At 37.4% G+C, this 17,045-nt stretch carries 23 protein-coding genes; 17 read left to right on the forward strand and 6 right to left on the reverse strand.

Annotated elements, in window-relative coordinates; genetic code table 11:
- The first annotated feature begins 79 nt into the window (after window positions 1–79).
- From AC1UFB_RS01305 to AC1UFB_RS01320, 4 genes are all read left to right on the forward strand, one after another.
- Complete coding sequence (locus tag AC1UFB_RS01305) at window positions 80–1,003, forward strand: PLP-dependent cysteine synthase family protein (RefSeq protein WP_100346796.1); 924 nt, start codon at window positions 80–82, stop codon at window positions 1,001–1,003.
- Window positions 1,004–1,006: 3 nt separating this feature from the next.
- A complete protein-coding gene (locus AC1UFB_RS01310) occupies window positions 1,007–2,140 on the forward strand; it encodes a bifunctional cystathionine gamma-lyase/homocysteine desulfhydrase (protein ID WP_482588350.1) in 1,134 nt (377 codons plus the stop codon).
- A gap of 113 nt (window positions 2,141–2,253) precedes the next feature.
- Window positions 2,254–2,397 carry a hypothetical protein gene (locus AC1UFB_RS01315; RefSeq protein WP_282023254.1) on the forward strand — a complete coding sequence of 48 codons (144 nt, stop codon included), beginning with the start codon at window positions 2,254–2,256 and terminating at the stop codon, window positions 2,395–2,397.
- Between the two features lie 180 nt (window positions 2,398–2,577).
- Window positions 2,578–2,820, forward strand: coding sequence for a YrhC family protein (locus tag AC1UFB_RS01320; RefSeq protein WP_025911689.1), 243 nt, complete (start codon window positions 2,578–2,580; stop codon window positions 2,818–2,820).
- Window positions 2,821–2,865: 45 nt separating this feature from the next.
- Here the strand turns inward: AC1UFB_RS01320 and sigK are convergent, their stop codons facing one another.
- Entirely contained in the window at window positions 2,866–3,573 is a 708-nt protein-coding gene (gene sigK / locus AC1UFB_RS01325; RefSeq protein ID WP_100346797.1) for an RNA polymerase sporulation sigma factor SigK, read from the reverse strand.
- A 214-nt stretch (window positions 3,574–3,787) separates the two neighbouring features.
- On the opposite strand from sigK, the gene AC1UFB_RS01330 reads away from it, so the two are divergent.
- Window positions 3,788–3,949: a hypothetical protein gene (locus AC1UFB_RS01330; protein ID WP_167556103.1), complete on the forward strand. Its 162-nt coding sequence runs from the start codon at window positions 3,788–3,790 to the stop codon at window positions 3,947–3,949.
- A gap of 30 nt (window positions 3,950–3,979) precedes the next feature.
- Here the strand turns inward: AC1UFB_RS01330 and pssA are convergent, their stop codons facing one another.
- Window positions 3,980–4,519 (reverse strand): CDP-diacylglycerol--serine O-phosphatidyltransferase, encoded by a 540-nt coding sequence (gene pssA, locus AC1UFB_RS01335; protein WP_025911688.1) that lies wholly within the window; start codon window positions 4,517–4,519, stop codon window positions 3,980–3,982.
- Between the two features lie 251 nt (window positions 4,520–4,770).
- On the reverse strand, window positions 4,771–4,911 hold the full coding sequence (locus AC1UFB_RS01340) for a sporulation histidine kinase inhibitor Sda (protein ID WP_025911687.1): 141 nt from the start codon (window positions 4,909–4,911) through the stop codon (window positions 4,771–4,773).
- 491 nt (window positions 4,912–5,402) lie between these two features.
- Here AC1UFB_RS01340 and AC1UFB_RS01345 point away from each other — a divergent pair, with 491 nt between their 5' ends.
- The 8 genes from AC1UFB_RS01345 (at window position 5,403) to AC1UFB_RS01380 (ending at window position 10,509) form a co-directional block, all read left to right on the forward strand.
- Entirely contained in the window at window positions 5,403–5,918 is a 516-nt protein-coding gene (locus tag AC1UFB_RS01345) for a YqeG family HAD IIIA-type phosphatase (RefSeq protein WP_025911685.1), read from the forward strand.
- A gap of 2 nt (window positions 5,919–5,920) precedes the next feature.
- Entirely contained in the window at window positions 5,921–7,027 is a 1,107-nt protein-coding gene (gene yqeH, locus AC1UFB_RS01350; protein WP_025911683.1) for a ribosome biogenesis GTPase YqeH, read from the forward strand.
- 23 nt (window positions 7,028–7,050) lie between these two features.
- A complete protein-coding gene (gene aroE / locus AC1UFB_RS01355) occupies window positions 7,051–7,893 on the forward strand; it encodes a shikimate dehydrogenase (protein ID WP_061786500.1) in 843 nt (280 codons plus the stop codon).
- A 19-nt stretch (window positions 7,894–7,912) separates the two neighbouring features.
- A complete protein-coding gene (yhbY, locus tag AC1UFB_RS01360; protein WP_025911680.1) occupies window positions 7,913–8,206 on the forward strand; it encodes a ribosome assembly RNA-binding protein YhbY in 294 nt (97 codons plus the stop codon).
- An 85-nt stretch (window positions 8,207–8,291) separates the two neighbouring features.
- Window positions 8,292–8,864, forward strand: a complete 573-nt coding sequence (locus tag AC1UFB_RS01365) for a nicotinate-nucleotide adenylyltransferase (RefSeq protein ID WP_025911679.1) — start codon at window positions 8,292–8,294, stop codon at window positions 8,862–8,864.
- A complete protein-coding gene (gene yqeK, locus AC1UFB_RS01370; RefSeq protein WP_100346798.1) occupies window positions 8,851–9,423 on the forward strand; it encodes a bis(5'-nucleosyl)-tetraphosphatase (symmetrical) YqeK in 573 nt (190 codons plus the stop codon). The genes AC1UFB_RS01365 and yqeK overlap by 14 nt, the downstream gene beginning before the upstream one ends.
- Entirely contained in the window at window positions 9,416–9,772 is a 357-nt protein-coding gene (gene rsfS, locus AC1UFB_RS01375) for a ribosome silencing factor (protein ID WP_025911675.1), read from the forward strand. The genes yqeK and rsfS overlap by 8 nt, the downstream gene beginning before the upstream one ends.
- The gene (locus AC1UFB_RS01380) at window positions 9,769–10,509 is read left to right on the forward strand and encodes a class I SAM-dependent DNA methyltransferase (RefSeq protein WP_138116617.1); all 741 of its coding nucleotides are present in this window, start codon (window positions 9,769–9,771) and stop codon (window positions 10,507–10,509) included. Before rsfS ends, AC1UFB_RS01380 begins: the two co-directional genes overlap by 4 nt.
- Before the next feature lie 59 nt (window positions 10,510–10,568).
- On the opposite strand, the gene AC1UFB_RS01385 is transcribed toward AC1UFB_RS01380, so the two are convergent.
- Both AC1UFB_RS01385 and comER read right to left on the reverse strand, forming a co-directional pair.
- Complete coding sequence (locus tag AC1UFB_RS01385; protein WP_239428637.1) at window positions 10,569–10,712, reverse strand: hypothetical protein; 144 nt, start codon at window positions 10,710–10,712, stop codon at window positions 10,569–10,571.
- Between the two features lie 164 nt (window positions 10,713–10,876).
- The gene (comER, locus tag AC1UFB_RS01390) at window positions 10,877–11,701 is read right to left on the reverse strand and encodes a late competence protein ComER (protein ID WP_061784769.1); all 825 of its coding nucleotides are present in this window, start codon (window positions 11,699–11,701) and stop codon (window positions 10,877–10,879) included.
- 95 nt (window positions 11,702–11,796) lie between these two features.
- Here comER and AC1UFB_RS01395 point away from each other — a divergent pair, with 95 nt between their 5' ends.
- From AC1UFB_RS01395 to AC1UFB_RS01405, 3 genes are all read left to right on the forward strand, one after another.
- Window positions 11,797–12,423, forward strand: coding sequence for a helix-hairpin-helix domain-containing protein (locus AC1UFB_RS01395; RefSeq protein WP_100346800.1), 627 nt, complete (start codon window positions 11,797–11,799; stop codon window positions 12,421–12,423).
- A gap of 77 nt (window positions 12,424–12,500) precedes the next feature.
- A complete protein-coding gene (locus AC1UFB_RS01400) occupies window positions 12,501–13,067 on the forward strand; it encodes a ComE operon protein 2 (protein WP_100346801.1) in 567 nt (188 codons plus the stop codon).
- 48 nt (window positions 13,068–13,115) lie between these two features.
- On the forward strand, window positions 13,116–15,416 hold the full coding sequence (locus AC1UFB_RS01405; protein ID WP_062954400.1) for a DNA internalization-related competence protein ComEC/Rec2: 2,301 nt from the start codon (window positions 13,116–13,118) through the stop codon (window positions 15,414–15,416).
- Between the two features lie 113 nt (window positions 15,417–15,529).
- Here the strand turns inward: AC1UFB_RS01405 and AC1UFB_RS01410 are convergent, their stop codons facing one another.
- The gene (locus AC1UFB_RS01410) at window positions 15,530–15,664 is read right to left on the reverse strand and encodes a YqzM family protein (protein ID WP_025911668.1); all 135 of its coding nucleotides are present in this window, start codon (window positions 15,662–15,664) and stop codon (window positions 15,530–15,532) included.
- Window positions 15,665–15,937: 273 nt separating this feature from the next.
- Here AC1UFB_RS01410 and holA point away from each other — a divergent pair, with 273 nt between their 5' ends.
- Window positions 15,938–16,972: a DNA polymerase III subunit delta gene (gene holA, locus AC1UFB_RS01415; RefSeq protein WP_283880277.1), complete on the forward strand. Its 1,035-nt coding sequence runs from the start codon at window positions 15,938–15,940 to the stop codon at window positions 16,970–16,972.
- The last annotated feature ends 73 nt before the right edge of the window (window positions 16,973–17,045 follow it).

Genomic DNA, 17,045 nt, shown 5'->3' on the forward strand with positions numbered 1-17,045 from the left:
CGAAAAATATTTTTTTGACACCCCACCAACGGCTCAAACCGTTGATAAATCAACATTTATAGAGGGAGGTGTTGGCATCATGGAAGTCGTAAAAAGTATCCATGAGTTAATTGGAAAAACTCCCATCGTTGAAATTACAAAATTCGCGCTTCCTAAAGATGTACGATTGTTTGCGAAGCTTGAATACTTTAACCCGGGAGGAAGTATTAAAGATCGTCTCGGAAAAGAGCTGATTGAAAGAGCCCTAGCTACAGGGAAAGTTACTGATGGTGGGACAATAGTTGAACCAACTGCAGGAAATACGGGAATCGGGCTTGCTTTAGCAGCTATTCCATACAATTTAAACGTTGTTGTATGTATCCCTGAAAAGTTTAGCATTGAAAAACAAGAGCTTATGAAAGCCCTTGGTGCAAAGGTTGTTCACACGCCTACGAGTGAGGGAATGAAAGGAGCTATTCAAAAAGCGAAGGAGATTATCGAAACTATTCCAAACGCATATTGCCCGCAGCAGTTTGCAAACGCTGATAATCCGTTAACGTATTACAAAACGCTAGGTCCAGAGGTATATGAACAGCTGGATGGTCATATCGATATATTTGTGGCAGGAGCAGGCACAGGTGGTACATTCATGGGAACTGCTCAATATTTAAAAGAACAAAATCCATTAATAAAAACAGTGATTGTTGAGCCTGAAGGTTCAATTTTGAATGGCGGTCAAGCAGGTCCTCACAAAACAGAAGGCATTGGGATGGAATTTGTACCGGACTATATCAATACAAGCTACTTTGATGACATTCACACCATTGAAGATGATTTAGCATTTAAAGCTGTCCAAGAGTTAGCGGCAAAGGAAGGGCTTTTAGTAGGGAGTTCATCAGGAGCTGCTTTTATGGCTGCATTAAAAGAAGCACAAAAAGCTAAGCCTGGTACAAATATCCTTACTATTTTTCCAGACAGCAGTGAACGATATTTAAGTAAAAAAATTTATGATGGAGGTATTTAGATAATGAAGCGTAAAACACAGCTTATTCATGGTGGAATTGTGGGAGATCAACATACTGGAGCAGTCTCAGTTCCCATTTATCAAGTGAGCACGTACAAGCAAGAAGAAGTTGGGAAACACAAAGGTTATGAATACTCACGTACAGGGAATCCAACAAGGCATGCTCTAGAAGAACTAATTAAAGACCTCGAAGGAGGAGAAGCGGGATTTGCTTTTGGGTCGGGGATGGCTGCAGTTACAGCGGTTATGATGTTGTTTAACAGCGGTGACCATGTTATTTTAACGGATGATGTATATGGCGGTACGTATCGCGTGATTACGAAAGTGTTAAATCGCATTGGCATTGAAGCGACATTTGTTGATACAAGTGATGTTACAAACATCGAAAAAGAAATCAAAGAAAATACAAAAGCACTGTACATTGAAACACCAACAAACCCGCTATTGAAAATCACCGATATTTCGGAAGCTGCACAAGTAGCGAAAAAACATGATTTAGTAACGATTGTCGATAACACATTTAGCACGCCATACTGGCAAAATCCAATTGAGCAAGGAGCGGATATTGTTCTCCATAGCGCAACGAAATATTTAGGAGGCCACAGTGATGTTGTGGCAGGATTGGCAGTTGTAAATTCGAAAGAACTTGCAGAAGAGCTTCATTTTATTCAAAATTCAACTGGAGGTATCTTAGGCCCACAAGATTCATGGTTACTCATGAGAGGAATGAAAACGTTAGGGATTCGTATGGAGGAGCATGAAGCAAATACAAAGAAAATTGTCGACTATTTAAGCAATCATCCAGCGGTACAAAAAATTTACTATCCAGGCCTTGAAAATCATCCGAACCACGCAGTTGCCAAACAGCAAGGAAGAGGATTTGGTGGTATGGTATCGTTTGATGTAGGTAGTGAGGAGCAGGCTAATAAGCTATTAACCACGGTAAAATACTTCACATTAGCTGAAAGTTTAGGAGCGGTGGAAAGCTTAATTTCTTTACCTGCTAAAATGACGCATGCTTCTATTCCAGCTGATCGTCGCAGAGAATTAGGAATAACGGATGGACTAGTACGTATATCAGTAGGTCTTGAAGATGTAGAAGATTTAATTGAAGATTTGTCAAATGGTTTAAAATAAAAGAGACTGAGACATAAGTAGTTCAGCCTCTACTATACCTGAACAATTGAGAGTTCATAACTTTTAATCGTTCAGGTTTTTTGATTGATTGTGAAAACAATGTTGGAAACAGGGTGGAATGGAGCGTAGGACACTCGACTCCTGCGGGAAAGAGAGGGAAACATGAGATCCCGCAGCGCAGCGAGGAAGCTCAGGTTCCTCCCCGCGGAAAGCGAGTGGCCGTAGCGCAATGGAACGAACGTGTTGAGACAAACTAAAGAGATGGGAACAGCTAGTGTTCGTCTTTTAGAAGCAATCATTTTGTTATGTCCCAAACTCTTTTGTTTACATAAATTGTCATCCTTGTGCTGGTGTTCTTTATGTTACGATAAAGATAGCGTTTCTAGTCACCACACGTACTAAGAAAAGTGCAAAGGCTTAAAGGAAGGGTGAAGCTTATGAATCAAAAAGAATTAAAATTAATTAAACAAAAAATAGAAGATTATCGACGATTTATTTATGTATTGTTAGCTACAGGTACATTTTTATATATTGGTGTATTAATTGGGCAAGGTGAAAAAACGTTTGTTCAATTAATGTTCATGTCCGGAGTAGATGTTGTTTTATTATTAGTAGCATTTTACTTTGCTTATCGAGCTAAAAAGTTAAAGAAGAAAATAAAAGATGAGCTATCATCATAACGGTGTATAAAGAAAAGTGGAAGAGGATTAATTGTTCTTTCCATTTTACTTTTTTTCTTTTTCAGCGCGATAAAACTCGTGAAACATTTTCATTAATGCGCGTTTTTCGATGCGGGAAACGTAGCTTCTAGATATATTGAGTTCCTTAGCTATTTCACGCTGTGTTTTTTCTTTCTGTAAATCAAGCCCGAATCGTCCAACAATTACCTCTTTCTCACGCTCATCAAGAATATCAATGTACTCTTTGATTTTTTCTAATTCCATATTTAGCTGAATCATATCAATAACATCATCTGATTCAGATTTTAAAATGTCAATAAGGCTAATTTCATTTCCTTCTTTGTCTTGGCCGATTGGATCGTGCAACGACACGTCCTTCTTTGTTTTCTTTAAAGCGCGTAGGTGCATTAAAATCTCATTCTCAATACATCTTGCCGCGTACGTTGCGAGCTTTGTACCTTTTCCTTGAGAATAGCTTTCAATCGCTTTGATTAAACCAATTGTTCCAATTGAGATAAGATCTTCAGCGTCTTCCCTCGTGTTTTCAAATTTTTTCACGATGTGTGCTACGAGTCGAAGGTTATGTTCAATTAATAAGTTTCTCGCTTCTTGGTCTCCTTGAGTCATTAAAGTTAAATAGCGTTTTTCTTCTGCAGCTGATAGCGGCTGGGGAAAAGCGTTATTTTTAACATACGACACAAGAAATATTAACTCTTTAAAAAAGTATCCGAGCGCTGTAATAATAGCTGACATTTTCACACCTCCAGTTAGTGTAAGCGATAAAGCCGTGACATTAAATTATATGTTAGGCGGGCTTACTATGTGCCTGTACGGTTAAAAATAACGGCAAGACAAGCGAGTTTCATAGAATTCTTTTTGAGAAGTACAGACACAATGGACACCTGCCCATACATAAGCTATCTTTTTGAATAAATTATGAGTAATACGTATGTGAGGAGTGACAACTATGTCATATGGATATGGCGGATATGGATGTTATCCAAGCTATCCATGTTATCCATCTTGTGGCGGTGGAGGATATGGATGGGGAATAGGGTTACTGGTTGTTTTATTTGTACTACTACTTATTTTCGGCGGTTTTTACTGGTTTGGATGCTATTGGGATTAACAAAAACCTCATGCGAGCATGAGGTTTTTGTTATACTTTCTTTAGTTTAAATGTGCTCACCATTAGGAAAGATAAAATAATGGTTAAAAACATAAAAACGTAGGATGGTAAGTACGGTACAGATAAGTAGCTTAAGGTTAATAAACATCCCGCAGCTGTAATGGGCAATCCTGTAAAGTAACCGTTGTTCTCTGTAATATTAAAGCGTGCTAGTCTTAGAGCACCGCATGCGATATATACAATGGCGAATACAGCCCCTGAAGCTCCGTAGCTAAATAGAATGCTTTGATATAGTAGTAGAGCAGGGGCAATACCAAATGATATAATATCGCACATGGAATCTAGCTGCTTGCCAAGTTCTGATTCAATATTTAACTTCCGGGCAACCATCCCATCAAAGCGATCAGCTAGCGCTGCAAGAAAAATAAGCAGTAGGCTGAGCTTTAACTCATCACGTAGAATGAATAAAATGGCAAAGCTACCAAGGCTTAAATTTAGTAATGTTAAAGCATTTGCTGATTGGGATTTTATCTTTTTAATTGTATGATCAAGATAATCTAATAAAAACAAGTTCCTCACTCCTTTTAGAGGATGACCTCATACAGCATAATGATAGAAAAGGTCGTAATTTCATTTTAGACGTAAACGAGAGGCTAGTAAAGAACTATTCAACTTTGGCATCTTAAAATTACAGGAACGTATGTAAAGCTTGTTAACGCTATCTAAGCAAAAAATAGAACCTATTTAAGGAAGAGGGAAGCTTGTCAAGTAGGAACGGTACCAGACAAGCTTTACTGCTCTTAAATAGGCTCTTCTATTAGTTAAGATGGAATTTGAATTGTTATTTTTAATGACCGACGTTGGATTTCTTTTTCAATCAGCTGAATGAACTCCGGGCTTAATTGCAACTGTGTAGCTTTATAATATGATTCGATAAGCAGTTCATCTGATAATTTTCGCATGATAATGCCGCCACCTCCTATAAAAAAGATAGGTGCTTTAATTCTAAGAAGTATCTCGTGTCCCAATAGAATTCTTATTCATAATGTATCATGAATTGAAATATAGAACAATCGTTCTGTTATCCACAACTATAAGTGGATAAGCTGTGAGTATTTTGTTTATAATTACCAATAATGCATAATCTATTGAAAGGGATAATGTGAATAAAATTATCCACAGAATACCAGTTAGCATAATTTGTCGAAAAGTTTCTTGAGAAAATATCGAAGATTTTAAGGTTTTTTCATTTGTTTTTAATCATTTTATTCTTTTTTTGGTGAAATTAAGATATGATTATAGTTTGACTGCAGAAATTTCAACAAAAGCAACAGCTGATGAAAAAAGTAGTATTTAAATATAAATAACTGGTGGAAAAATGAATATCCCCCGTTATAATGATAGGCAGAAATCGTTCTTAGAACGTTATTAATATAGTTGAGGTGCATAATACGTGTTAAAACTTTTTTTACCAAACCAACATGTGAAAAGTGTATTGCAAATTAAGCCTGAGGAGTTAATCGAGCGAGGAGTAAAGGGGATTATCACAGATTTAGATAATACGCTAGTTGAGTGGGACAGACCTGACGCAACTCCTGAGCTTATCGAATGGTTTAAGTTAATGCAAGAACATGGTATTAAGATTACTATTGTATCGAATAATGTGGAAAAGAGAGTTAAGCTCTTTTCAAATCCTGTAGGGTTACCATTTGTTCATCAAGCAAGAAAGCCGATGAGAAAAGCATTTAGACGAGCACTGCGTGATATGGAGCTACAAAAGGATGAAGTAGTTGTCATCGGAGATCAGCTTTTAACAGACGTGCTAGGCGGAAATCGCTTAGGTGTATACACCATTTTAGTTGTGCCCGTTGCGCAAACGGATGGATTTATTACAAAATTCAATCGTAAAATGGAGCGACGTATTTTAGCTTGGATGAAAAGAAAAGGTATGATTAACTGGGAGGAATAAAAGTGAGTGAAGAAAAGCTACAGTGCATGGGTTGTGGGGTAGAAATTCAAACAGAGCGTCCAAATGATATTGGTTATGCCCCTAAGTCTGCACTTGAAAAAGAGTTTATTATTTGTCAAAGATGTTTTCGTTTAAAGCACTACAATGAAATTCAAGACGTATCGCTAACAGATGACGACTTCTTGAAAATCCTAAATGGAATTGGCCAAACGGATGGTTTAGTCGTAAAGGTCGTAGATATCTTTGATTTTAACGGTAGTTGGCTCCCTGGTCTACATCGCTTTGCAGGCGGAAATAACGTCATTCTTGTTGGAAATAAAGCGGATTTACTTCCTAAATCTGTGAAGAAAAATAAATTGATTCACTGGATGAAGAAATCTGCAAAAGATCTTGGGTTAAAGCCTGTAGATGTCTTTTTAATGAGTGCGCATAAAGGACAAGGCATTAAGGAAGTTGCTGAAGCTATTGAGCACTACCGATTTGGAAAAGATGTTTATGTTGTTGGCTGTACAAATGTTGGGAAATCAACGTTTATCAACGCAATTATTAAAGAATTCACAGGTGAAAAAGATGTGATTACAACATCTCAATATCCTGGCACAACGCTTGATATGATTGATGTACCGCTTGATAATGGCGCATCGTTATATGATACACCTGGTATTATCAATCATCATCAAATGGCACATTACGTAGATAAGCGCGATTTGAAGCTTATTTCTCCAAAGAAAGAGATTAAGCCTAAAATTTATCAGCTAAATGAAGGACAGACGCTGTTCTTTGGAGGATTGGCACGATTAGATTATGTAAGTGGCGGTCGTAAATCATTGACGTGCTATGTATCAAACGAGTTACTTATTCATCGTACAAAGCTCGAAAAAGCAGATGCGCTGTATGAAAATCAGTTGGGAGAGTTGCTTCAACCTCCAAGACCAGAGCAGCTAAGTGAGTTTCCTGAGCTTGTTGCCCACGAATTTACAATCAAGCATGACAAGACGGACATTGTGTTCTCTGGGCTTGGTTGGGTGACGGTAAACGAACCTGGTACAAAAGTAGTTGCATACGCACCAAAAGGTGTTGGGGTATTTGTACGTGAATCACTAATTTAAATATAAAGAAGAGGGGAAATAGGTTGAAGCAGTTATATGGACTAATAGGTTATCCAGTAGGGCATTCACTTTCACCGCTTATGCATAATGATGCGTTTGAAAATTTAGGAATAGACGCTCATTATGAGGCGATTCAAATTGAGCCAGACTCCTTTAAGGTTGAAGTTGAAAAGCTAAAAAAGCAGCAGATTAAAGGGTTTAACGTGACGATTCCGTATAAAGTTGATATCATGGACCTTTTAGATGAGGTGGACCCTTTAGCTAGAGCAATTGGCGCCGTTAACACAGTTGTGAATCAAAATGGACGCTATGTTGGATATAATACAGACGGTGATGGATATGTGGCATCTCTACTGCAGCATGTAGGGGGGACATTAAAAGATAAAGCTGTTGCAATTATTGGTGCGGGAGGAGCGGCTAAAGCAATTTTTTACACGCTAGCATCTCATAAAGATAGCCCTTCCTCTTTCTATATATGTAACCGAACGGTTGAAAAAGCACAGAGGCTAATTGATCAGTTGCCATTTCAAGCTAATGCGTCAGCCATCACATTAGACGAAGCAGAAAAAAAAGTAGACACATTTGATGTCATTATTAACACAACATCTGTGGGAATGCATCCTCATGTGGAGGATGCGCCAATCGACATTCAACATATTCGCCCAGAAACAATTGTTAGTGATATTATTTACAATCCGTTAGAAACTAAGTTATTAAAAGAAGCAAAACAAAAGCAAGCATATTGTCATAATGGCGTAGGTATGTTTGTATTACAAGGCGCGCTTGCTTTTGAAAAGTGGACAGGTATCGTTCCTGACCAAAAAAAGATGGAACAAATTGTGTTAAAGAAACTTACTGAAAAGTAAAAGCATCATGGAGGTTTTTATGTTAAAAGGAAAACAAAAGCGATTTTTACGCTCAAAAGCACATCATTTATCACCAATCTTCCAAGTAGGTAAAGGTGGAGTGAATGAAAATATGATTCAACAAATTTCAGATGCACTTGAAGCGAGAGAATTATTAAAAGTTAGCATTTTACAAAACTGTGAAGAAGATCGTAATACGGTAGCAGAGCAGTTGGCTAAAGGTGCTAGAGCTCAAGTTGTACAAGTAATTGGTAACACTATCATTCTTTATAAGGAGTCACGCGAAAATAAACAAATCGTATTACCTCGATAAGAAAAGGATACCCTATCATACGCGTATGATAGGGTATATGTACATGTTGAGAGAAGCTTAATATGATAAAAGGAGCTATGATTTTTTGAAACGTATTGGTATTTTTGGTGGAACGTTTAACCCTCCCCATATCGGACATTTAATTATGGCAAATGAAGTATTGTTTTCATTAAAGTTAGATGAAATTTGGTTTATGCCTTCGCATATTCCGCCTCATAAAACCTTGAAACAAGAAATAGATCCCAATCATCGCTTAAATATGCTTAGTTTAGCGACTGACGGTTATTCTAAATTCCGCGTTCAGTCGATTGAATTCGAACGTAACGATATATCATATACATTTGATACGATGTGCATCTTAAAAGAAACATATCCAGATAATCAGTTTTATTTTATCATCGGGGCAGACATGGTAGAATATTTACCAAAATGGTATAATATTGAGGAGTTGCAAAAGCTTGTGACATTCGTAGGGGTGAAGAGGCCTGGATATGAAATGAAATCTCCATATTCAATACTGGAAGTAGAAGCACCTCAAATGGATATCTCTTCATCATTTATACGAGAACGTATTAAAGTGCAAGGTCCTATTGACTTTTATGTGCCTTTATCAGTAAAACATTATATTGAGGAGAATCAGCTATATGAATCAGAGTGAAGCGTTAGCTGTTGTGAGAGAGCAGTTAACAGAACGAAGATATATTCATACGTTGGGAGTCATGGAAACAGCCGTAAAATTAGCCGAGCGATATGATGTGGATATAAAAAAAGCCGAATTAGCTGCAATCTTTCATGATTACGCAAAATTTCGACCAAAAGAAGAAATGAAAGCGATTATTATAAATGAAAGCATGTCTGTTCACCTTCTTGAGGCCAATACAGAGCTCTGGCATGCTCCAGTTGGTGCATTCTTAGTTGAAAAAGAAGTGGGGCTAACGGATGAGGACATATTAAATGCTATTCGCTATCACACATCGGGGAGACCAGGGATGTCGTCTTTAGAGAAAGTGATTTATGTGGCCGATTATATTGAGCCAGGTCGCAATTTTCCTGGAGTTGAAGAAGTAAGAGAGCTTGCAGAGCAAGACTTAGATAAAGCGCTACTTCAAGCATTAAAAAATACGATTAGCTTTTTGATTAGCAAAAATCAAAGAGTTTTCCCAGATACGCTGTATACTTATAACGAATTAGTTCTAGGAGGAAACATAAATGAATGAACGCGATTTATTATCACTTGTGGTAAAAGCAGCAGACGATAAAAAAGCAGTGGATTTAGTTGCATTGAATATGCAAGGGATTTCACTCGTAGCAGATTACTTTGTCATTTGTCATGGTAATTCTGATAAGCAGGTTCAGGCTATTGCAAGAGAAGTGAAAGAGCAAGCGCATGAACATGAAATTACGGTAAAGCGTATGGAAGGGTACGATGAAGCACGTTGGGTACTTGTGGATTTAGGTGATGTTGTTGTTCATATTTTCCACAAAGACGATCGTGGCTACTATAATTTAGAGCGCTTGTGGGGAGACGCGCCTTCTGTTGACTTACAAGAAGAATTACAATCATGAGCAGCTATAAGCAATTCGCCTACGTATACGACCATCTCATGACGGACATTCCATATGACCAATGGATTCAGTTTGTATCCCGTAAAGTTAAGCCGGGTGAAAAGCTGTCTATTCTTGATGTAGGGTGCGGAACTGGTGAGATGTCAATTCGTTTAGCCAAACAAGGCTATGAGGTAACTGGAATTGACCTATCGGATGATATGTTGGTGATTGCGCAAGAGAAAGCGCAAAACGAAGGTATAGCGTTAAAGCTATATGAACAAGATATGTCAAAACTTGAGCTGATGCAGGAGTTTGATTGTATCGTTATCTTTTGTGATTCACTTAATTATCTACAAACTGATGAACAAGTTAAAGAAACGTTTATGCGTGTCTATGAACATTTAGCTCCAGGTGGCTTTTTGTTATTTGATGTTCATTCAACGCATAAACTTAAGAATATTTTTGGGGATAATTCATTTTCATATGTAGATGATGATGTATCTTATATTTGGAACTGTGAGTATAATGAGGCTAATCAAAGCGTTCAGCATGATATGACATTTTTTGTGTATGACGAAGAAATTGAAGCGTACGACCGATTTGATGAGGTTCATATTCAGCGAACGTTATCAGAGTCTACTTATAAAGAGTGGTTAACAGAAGCTGGGTTTTCAGCTGTTGAAGTGAGCGCTGATTTTAAAGACGAGCTTCCTCATCAAAATAGTGAAAGAATATTCTTCTCTGCAAAAAAATGAGTTTGGGACATAACAAAATGATTGCTTCTAAACGACGAACACTAGCTGTTCCCATCTCTTTAGTTTGTCTCAACTCGTTCGTTCCATTGCGCTACGGCCACTCGCTTTCCGCGGGGAGGAACCTGAGCTTCCTCGCTGCGCTGCGGGATCTCACGTTTCCCTCTCTTTCCCGCAGGAGTCGAGTGTCCTACGCTCCATTCCACCATGTTTCCAACATTGTTTTCACAATCAACCAAAAAACCTGAACGATTAAAAGTTATGAACTCTCAATCGTTCAGGTATAGTAGAGGCTGAACTACTTATGTCTCAGTCTCATTTTTTTTATAAAAAAGCAGGAATTTTGTTGAATGAAGGTGAATAATGTTGATTACGTAAAATTAAACTGCTTTTCAACGAGCTCGATATCCTCATCAAACTTCTCATGTGTTTTTTGAAACAAATGAACAAACATATCTCCAAGTTCCTCTTCTAATACTTTAATTCCTTCTCCTGTAACACCGCCCTTTACGCATACTTTCTCTTGTAAAGTAGGGAGCGTAAAAATTTCTTTTTCAAGTAATTTACCCATTCCAATAATCATATCACTAGCCATAATGGTTGCTTCTTCTTTTGAAATCTCCGTTTCTTGAACAGCAGCATCAATAAATTTCTGTAACAAGAAGCTGAAAAAAGCAGGTCCACAGCTAACAATATCCGACGATACCCTTGTAATGTTTTGTGGAATTGATACGGTTTTAGACATGCTGCTAAATAAATTTGTTAAGTAATTTTGATAAAAAGATGAACAATGATCGCCATATGTCATAAGTGATACGCCTGACAACGCACGATTTGTAATGCTTGGAATGATTCGTGCTACTTGGGTAGTCACGATGCTTTCCAGCTGCTCCACGCTTATTGGACTTGTAATCGATACAATGCAATGTTCTTTCGTTAACAGCGGTTTTATTTTTATTAAAAGGGGGTGAATATCCAATGGTTTTACACATATAAAAATAAGTTGTGAAGAACGGACAACTTCTTCCGCACAATCTCCCAGCTGAATTTCTCGGTGCTGCTTTTGAATCGTTTTTGCTTTGCCTTTTGTTCGATTTGTGATAGTTAGTTGTGAAGGATGTACGGCTTTTGACTCAATAAAGGCATCAATTAATATTCTCCCCATATTACCTGTTCCAATAAATCCTATATTCACTTGTACTTCCCTCCTTCAAAAGCCTATTCTTCTAAACAGTATGAGATTATTAATCAATTTATGACGTTAGTTCATAATCCCTTAAGGAGGAAACCATGACTTTATCGAAAAAACATTGGATTATTTTGGGTTTTATTTCGGTAGCTGTATGTGGGTTTTTAATTTATACAAATGTTTTATTTCCCCAGGTAGAAACGAGTGCTCAGGTTGGAGATGACTTTCCATTTGCTGAAAAACAAGAAAGTAGTTCTTCAACAAGAGACGTGCCTCAAAAAGATTCTACAAGTACTCAAATCGTTGTTGATGTGAAAGGTGAAGTTCAAAAACCAGGCGTATACGAGCTTGAGGCTGGCCTTAGGGTTCAGGATGCTGTCGAGAGAGCGAGTGGAATTACGAAAGAAGCGGACATGAATCAGGTAAATTTAGCAACAAAAGTAGCTGATGGAATGGTCATCTATATTCCAGCTATTGGTCAAGAGCCTCAAGTACCTGTTGCTAGTGGAGGAAGCGTTGAAAAAAGTGACAGCGGTGTAGTGAATCTTAACACAGCAACGTTAGAAGACCTGCAAACTTTAAATGGAATCGGTCCGTCAAAAGCGCAAGCGATTCTCACATATCGTGAAGAAAATGGTCCTTTTAAAACAGTGGAAGATCTGCTACAAGTCTCAGGAATTGGCGAAAAATCATTGGAGAAAATAAAAGCAGAGATAGCAATAAATTAGTGAATGCGTTGACGTCATCTCCTTTTAACCGATACACTATGTACTAGATAGCGAGACAAGAAAGTAGGGAGTAGAAGATGACAAGAATTTCGTGGGATCAATACTTTATGGCACAAAGTCATTTATTAGCATTACGCAGCACGTGTGAACGTTTAGCTGTAGGTGCCACAATTGTAAGAGATAAACGTATTATTGCAGGCGGATACAACGGATCAATAAGCGGCGGGGTGCATTGTGCAGACGAAGGCTGTTACGTCATTGATAACCATTGTGTCAGAACCATTCATGCAGAGGTAAATGCTCTGTTACAGTGTGCTAAATTTGGTGTTAAAACAGAAGATGCAGAAGTTTATGTCACGCATTTTCCTTGCTTAAACTGTTGCAAAGCACTTATTCAAGCTGGGATTAAGACCGTTTATTATGCCAACGACTACAAAAATCACCCATATGCTATTGAATTATTTGAGCAATCAGGGGTAAAATTTGAAAAAGTCGAGCTAAACGAAGCTGTCATTGATTTAAACAGTCAAGAAAAATGGAGCTTTGTAAACAGTATTTTAGAGAAGCTTCACCAGAGTAATCTTTCCAAAAAAGAAATTGCTCGCTTAGAAGACCAAGCCTTTTCGTTGTTTCAACCTTCATAAGCTAGGCACTTGGTGTCTAGCTATTTCTTTTGAATGGGAGGTGCTTTCTTGAAAGGTTTCTATTTATATATAGCAGTTAGCTCCATGTTAACCATGTTTTTAGCTTATCATCTATCATGGATTACATTCGTATTTGCACTAAGCTACGCGGTTTTTTTATACCTGAAGTGCCCACCGTATGTTTTCGTCCTTTGTGTTCTTGTTGGCGGTTTTTCTTTTGGGTTGTTTTATCTTTTTTCACTTCATCATCAAACATCTATCTCTTCCAATCAAACAATATTTACCGGTCAAATCGCTTCTATTCCTGATATTGACGGAAGCCAAGTGCGCTTTTTCTTTAGCACTCAAGGTGAGGACATATCCGTTACGTATTATATGAAAAATGAAAGTGAAGTTAAACAGATTCAAAACCTAACGATTTATGACCAATGTATGCTAAAAGGCAAACTTTCTTCTTTTGAAGAAGGGCGAAATCCAAATGCATTTAACTACAAAGCATACATGAATACTCAGCGTATTCACTGGAATCTTAAAGCATCTACTTTTACAACCTCTTTATGCCAACCTCCTAAACGATTATCTCTCATTCAGTCCCTTTCTACCTATCGACAAAAAGGAATTGACTACCTTAAACAGACTGTTCCTCAGCCAGCTTCTTCTTTTATGCAAGCGCTCATTTACGGAGAGAGAAACCAAATCGATTCTGATTTACTTCAGCTTTACCAAAGTTTCGGGCTTATTCATTTGCTAGCTATTTCAGGACTTCACGTTGGTTTAATGACCTTTATGTTTTTTTATATACTGATTCGGGTGGGGGTTACGCGCCAGTTAGCCATAAACATTTTATTAGTAACTCTTCCTTTGTATGCTATTATCGCGGGTGGGGCGCCTTCGGTTATTCGTGCAGTGTTAATGAGCATGTTAGCATTAATTAGCATGCAGTATCAAAAAAAGATTAGTCTAACCGACAGCATAGCAATAGCATTTTTGTTAATGGTAGTTGTTAATCCATTTTATATTTTACAAGTGGGATTTCAATTATCTTTTGTGGTGACTCTTTTTATTGCGCTTAGTACACAGATTATTCTAAAGCGAATTACCTCAACTATAGCTCAGTTACTGATGGTATCGTTGGTTGCGCAGCTCGGATCGCTACCGCTGTTATTGTTTTATTTTTATGAAATTTCGCTACTAAGCCTTCCTCTTAATATGATTTATGTTCCCTTTTTTTCAACAGTCATTCTTCCACTTTGTTTGTTCACATTTATTGCTTCATTTTTCTTTTCACCCATCGGAACTATAGGTCAATGGCTACTAAATAATATATTATTACTGAGCGAATGGTTCTTGAAGCTACTACACGATGTATCTCCTGTGTTCTTAATAACAACCGGCAAGCTTTCTCTATGGGTTGTTGGACTTTTTTACATAGGTATTTACGGCGTTTTATGGTCTATGGAAAACAAGAAATATACGTCTTTTTTTAGCATAGTCACTGTCCTAATGTTCGTGGTTCAATGTCTTTTTCCGTATGTAAATCCATATGGGAAAGTGACGATGATTGACGTGGGTCAAGGAGATAGCTTGTTAATTGAGCTTCCCTATAGGCAAGGGATTTATTTAATTGATACGGGAGGTAGCGTTCCGTTTTTCAGTGAAGATTGGCAAGTACGTCGCGATTTGTTTGATGTGGGAAGGGATGTTATCATGCCAGTTTTAAAATCAAAAGGAATTCGAAAGGTAGATAAGTTATTGATTACGCACGGCGACTATGACCATGGTGGAAGTGCCAGCACGTTACTGAATCAAGTCAAAATTGAACAGGTGGTGCTGGGGAAAAAGAAGCAGTTTACAGATTTAGAACAAGATATTATCAAGCAAGCAAGGAAAGCGAATAGCGAGATTTCTTATGTTCAGAAAGGAGATCACTGGAAACAAGGAGACATTTCTTTTTATATTCTTTCACCAACAGGCTCAGAAACAACAAGCAATAATTCATCTATTGTTTTGTTTACAGAGTTTGGAGGACTAAACTGGCTTTTTACAGGTGATTTAGAAGAAGCGGGAGAAAATGAGATTCTTCGCACTATTCCTTCGCTGCAAGCTGATGTGTTAAAGATTGCACATCATGGAAGTAAATCGTCTACATCACCTGCGTTTCTTCGTGCACTTAACCCCAAAATTGCTCTCATATCAGCAGGTAAAAAGAACCGTTACGGTCATCCTCATGAGGAAGTGGTTGAAAGGTTACAAGAAGCCGATGTTTTGATTTACCGAACAGATGAAAACGGTGCAATCACGTATACATTTCGAAAAAACAAAGGAACCTTTTACCCCCAACTTCCATAGTCTATATCAAGTTAAAAAAAACGACTGTAGATGACAGTCGCTAAGTGTTGCTGATTTTCTATCTCGTTTACCGATTCAACTAATGAATAAAGGTTGTATTCATTAGCAGCTACTTATGAACCAAAGTAGTGAATGACCGTTGCGATAATAAATAAGGTAGTAAAAAATCCAAATGATGCGATAAATCCTACAGCCGAATCGACTGCGTCGTTTCGTTTACTTTGAACGCTTTCTTCAAATTGATTCATTGCCACCCCTCCTATTTACAGTATAATCCATGTTTTTTAAAAAATCTATAAAATATAAAGCGTTTTCCTAACATGACAACAGTTAACAATCATTGTTTGTGGCAAAAAAGTAAACGATAATTATATGGGTTTACTCATTAACAAATAAGTAACCTAGGGCTTAATTTGTTAGTGTTTATTATAAACTGAGGAGTTGCTGCTTTTAGCAATTCCTTTTTGTATTCTTGCCAAACCGTTGTCGCACCTATACCATAGAAGGTGAAGAACTATAGAATGGAGCGTAAAAAATTGGCAATAGATTCGTTGAAAACTATCAATTCTAAGGACATAAAACCCGTCTACTTATTACATGGTTTAAATGCTTTTATTATGAAAAAAGCAAGAGATAAAATTATTCAACATTCCTTATCAGATGAGGAAAAAGAGTTTAATTTATCGATATATGACTTAGAGGAAACGCCGATTGAACAAGTAATTGAAGATGCTGAAACGCTGCCTTTTTTAGGTGATAAGCGAGTGGTAATTGCCAAGAATGCTTTTTTTCTAACGGCAGAAAAATCAAAATCTAAGGTAGAACACGATGTTAGTAAATTGCAGGACTATCTTGAGCAACCCGCACCTTTTTCAACTTTAATCGTGCAAGCTCCTTATGAAAAATTAGATGAGCGTAAAAAGATAACAAAAGCGTTAAAAAAGCAGGCTGCATATGTGGAAGCAAATGAATTTAATGAGCATGACTTAGTGCAGTGGATAAAAGACGTATTGCATAAAAGAAACGTGGAAATGGATGAAGATGCTAAGCAGCTCCTGCTGCAGCTTGTCGGATTAAACGTTACGATCATCACAAATGAAGTGGAGAAAATGATGCTTTATGTAGGAGATAATGGTGTCATTACGCGGGAAGTTGTACACGAGCTTGTAGCCAAAACGTTAGAACAAAATGTTTTTACACTTATTGAAGCAGTTATGAATAAAAACCTAAAAGAAGCGTTAAATATTTATCAAGATTTGCTTCGGAACAATGAGGAGCCAATCAAAATTCTATCGTTACTAGCTTCACAATTTCGCTTAATTTATCATACAAAGCAGCTTTCTGGTCAAGGGTATAGTCAACAGCAAATTGCACAAACGTTAAAAGTGCATCCTTTTCGAGTGAAAATTGCTCTTCAACAAAGTCGAAAATTTGAAGAGCCGTTGCTGCGTAGCATTATCAAAGAGCTAGCAGAAGCAGATTATGAAATGAAGACGGGAAAAATAGACAAAGAATTGCTTTTACAATTGTTTTTCTTAAAGCAAGCTGGTGTCTAGCAAAACCACTAGTGTTGCATTAAAACAATTCAGCGCTTTATAAAAATCTAAATTTTCAGTAATTTTATCTTTG

The sequence above is a fragment of the Priestia sp. KCTC 13724 genome, assembly GCF_056820425.1.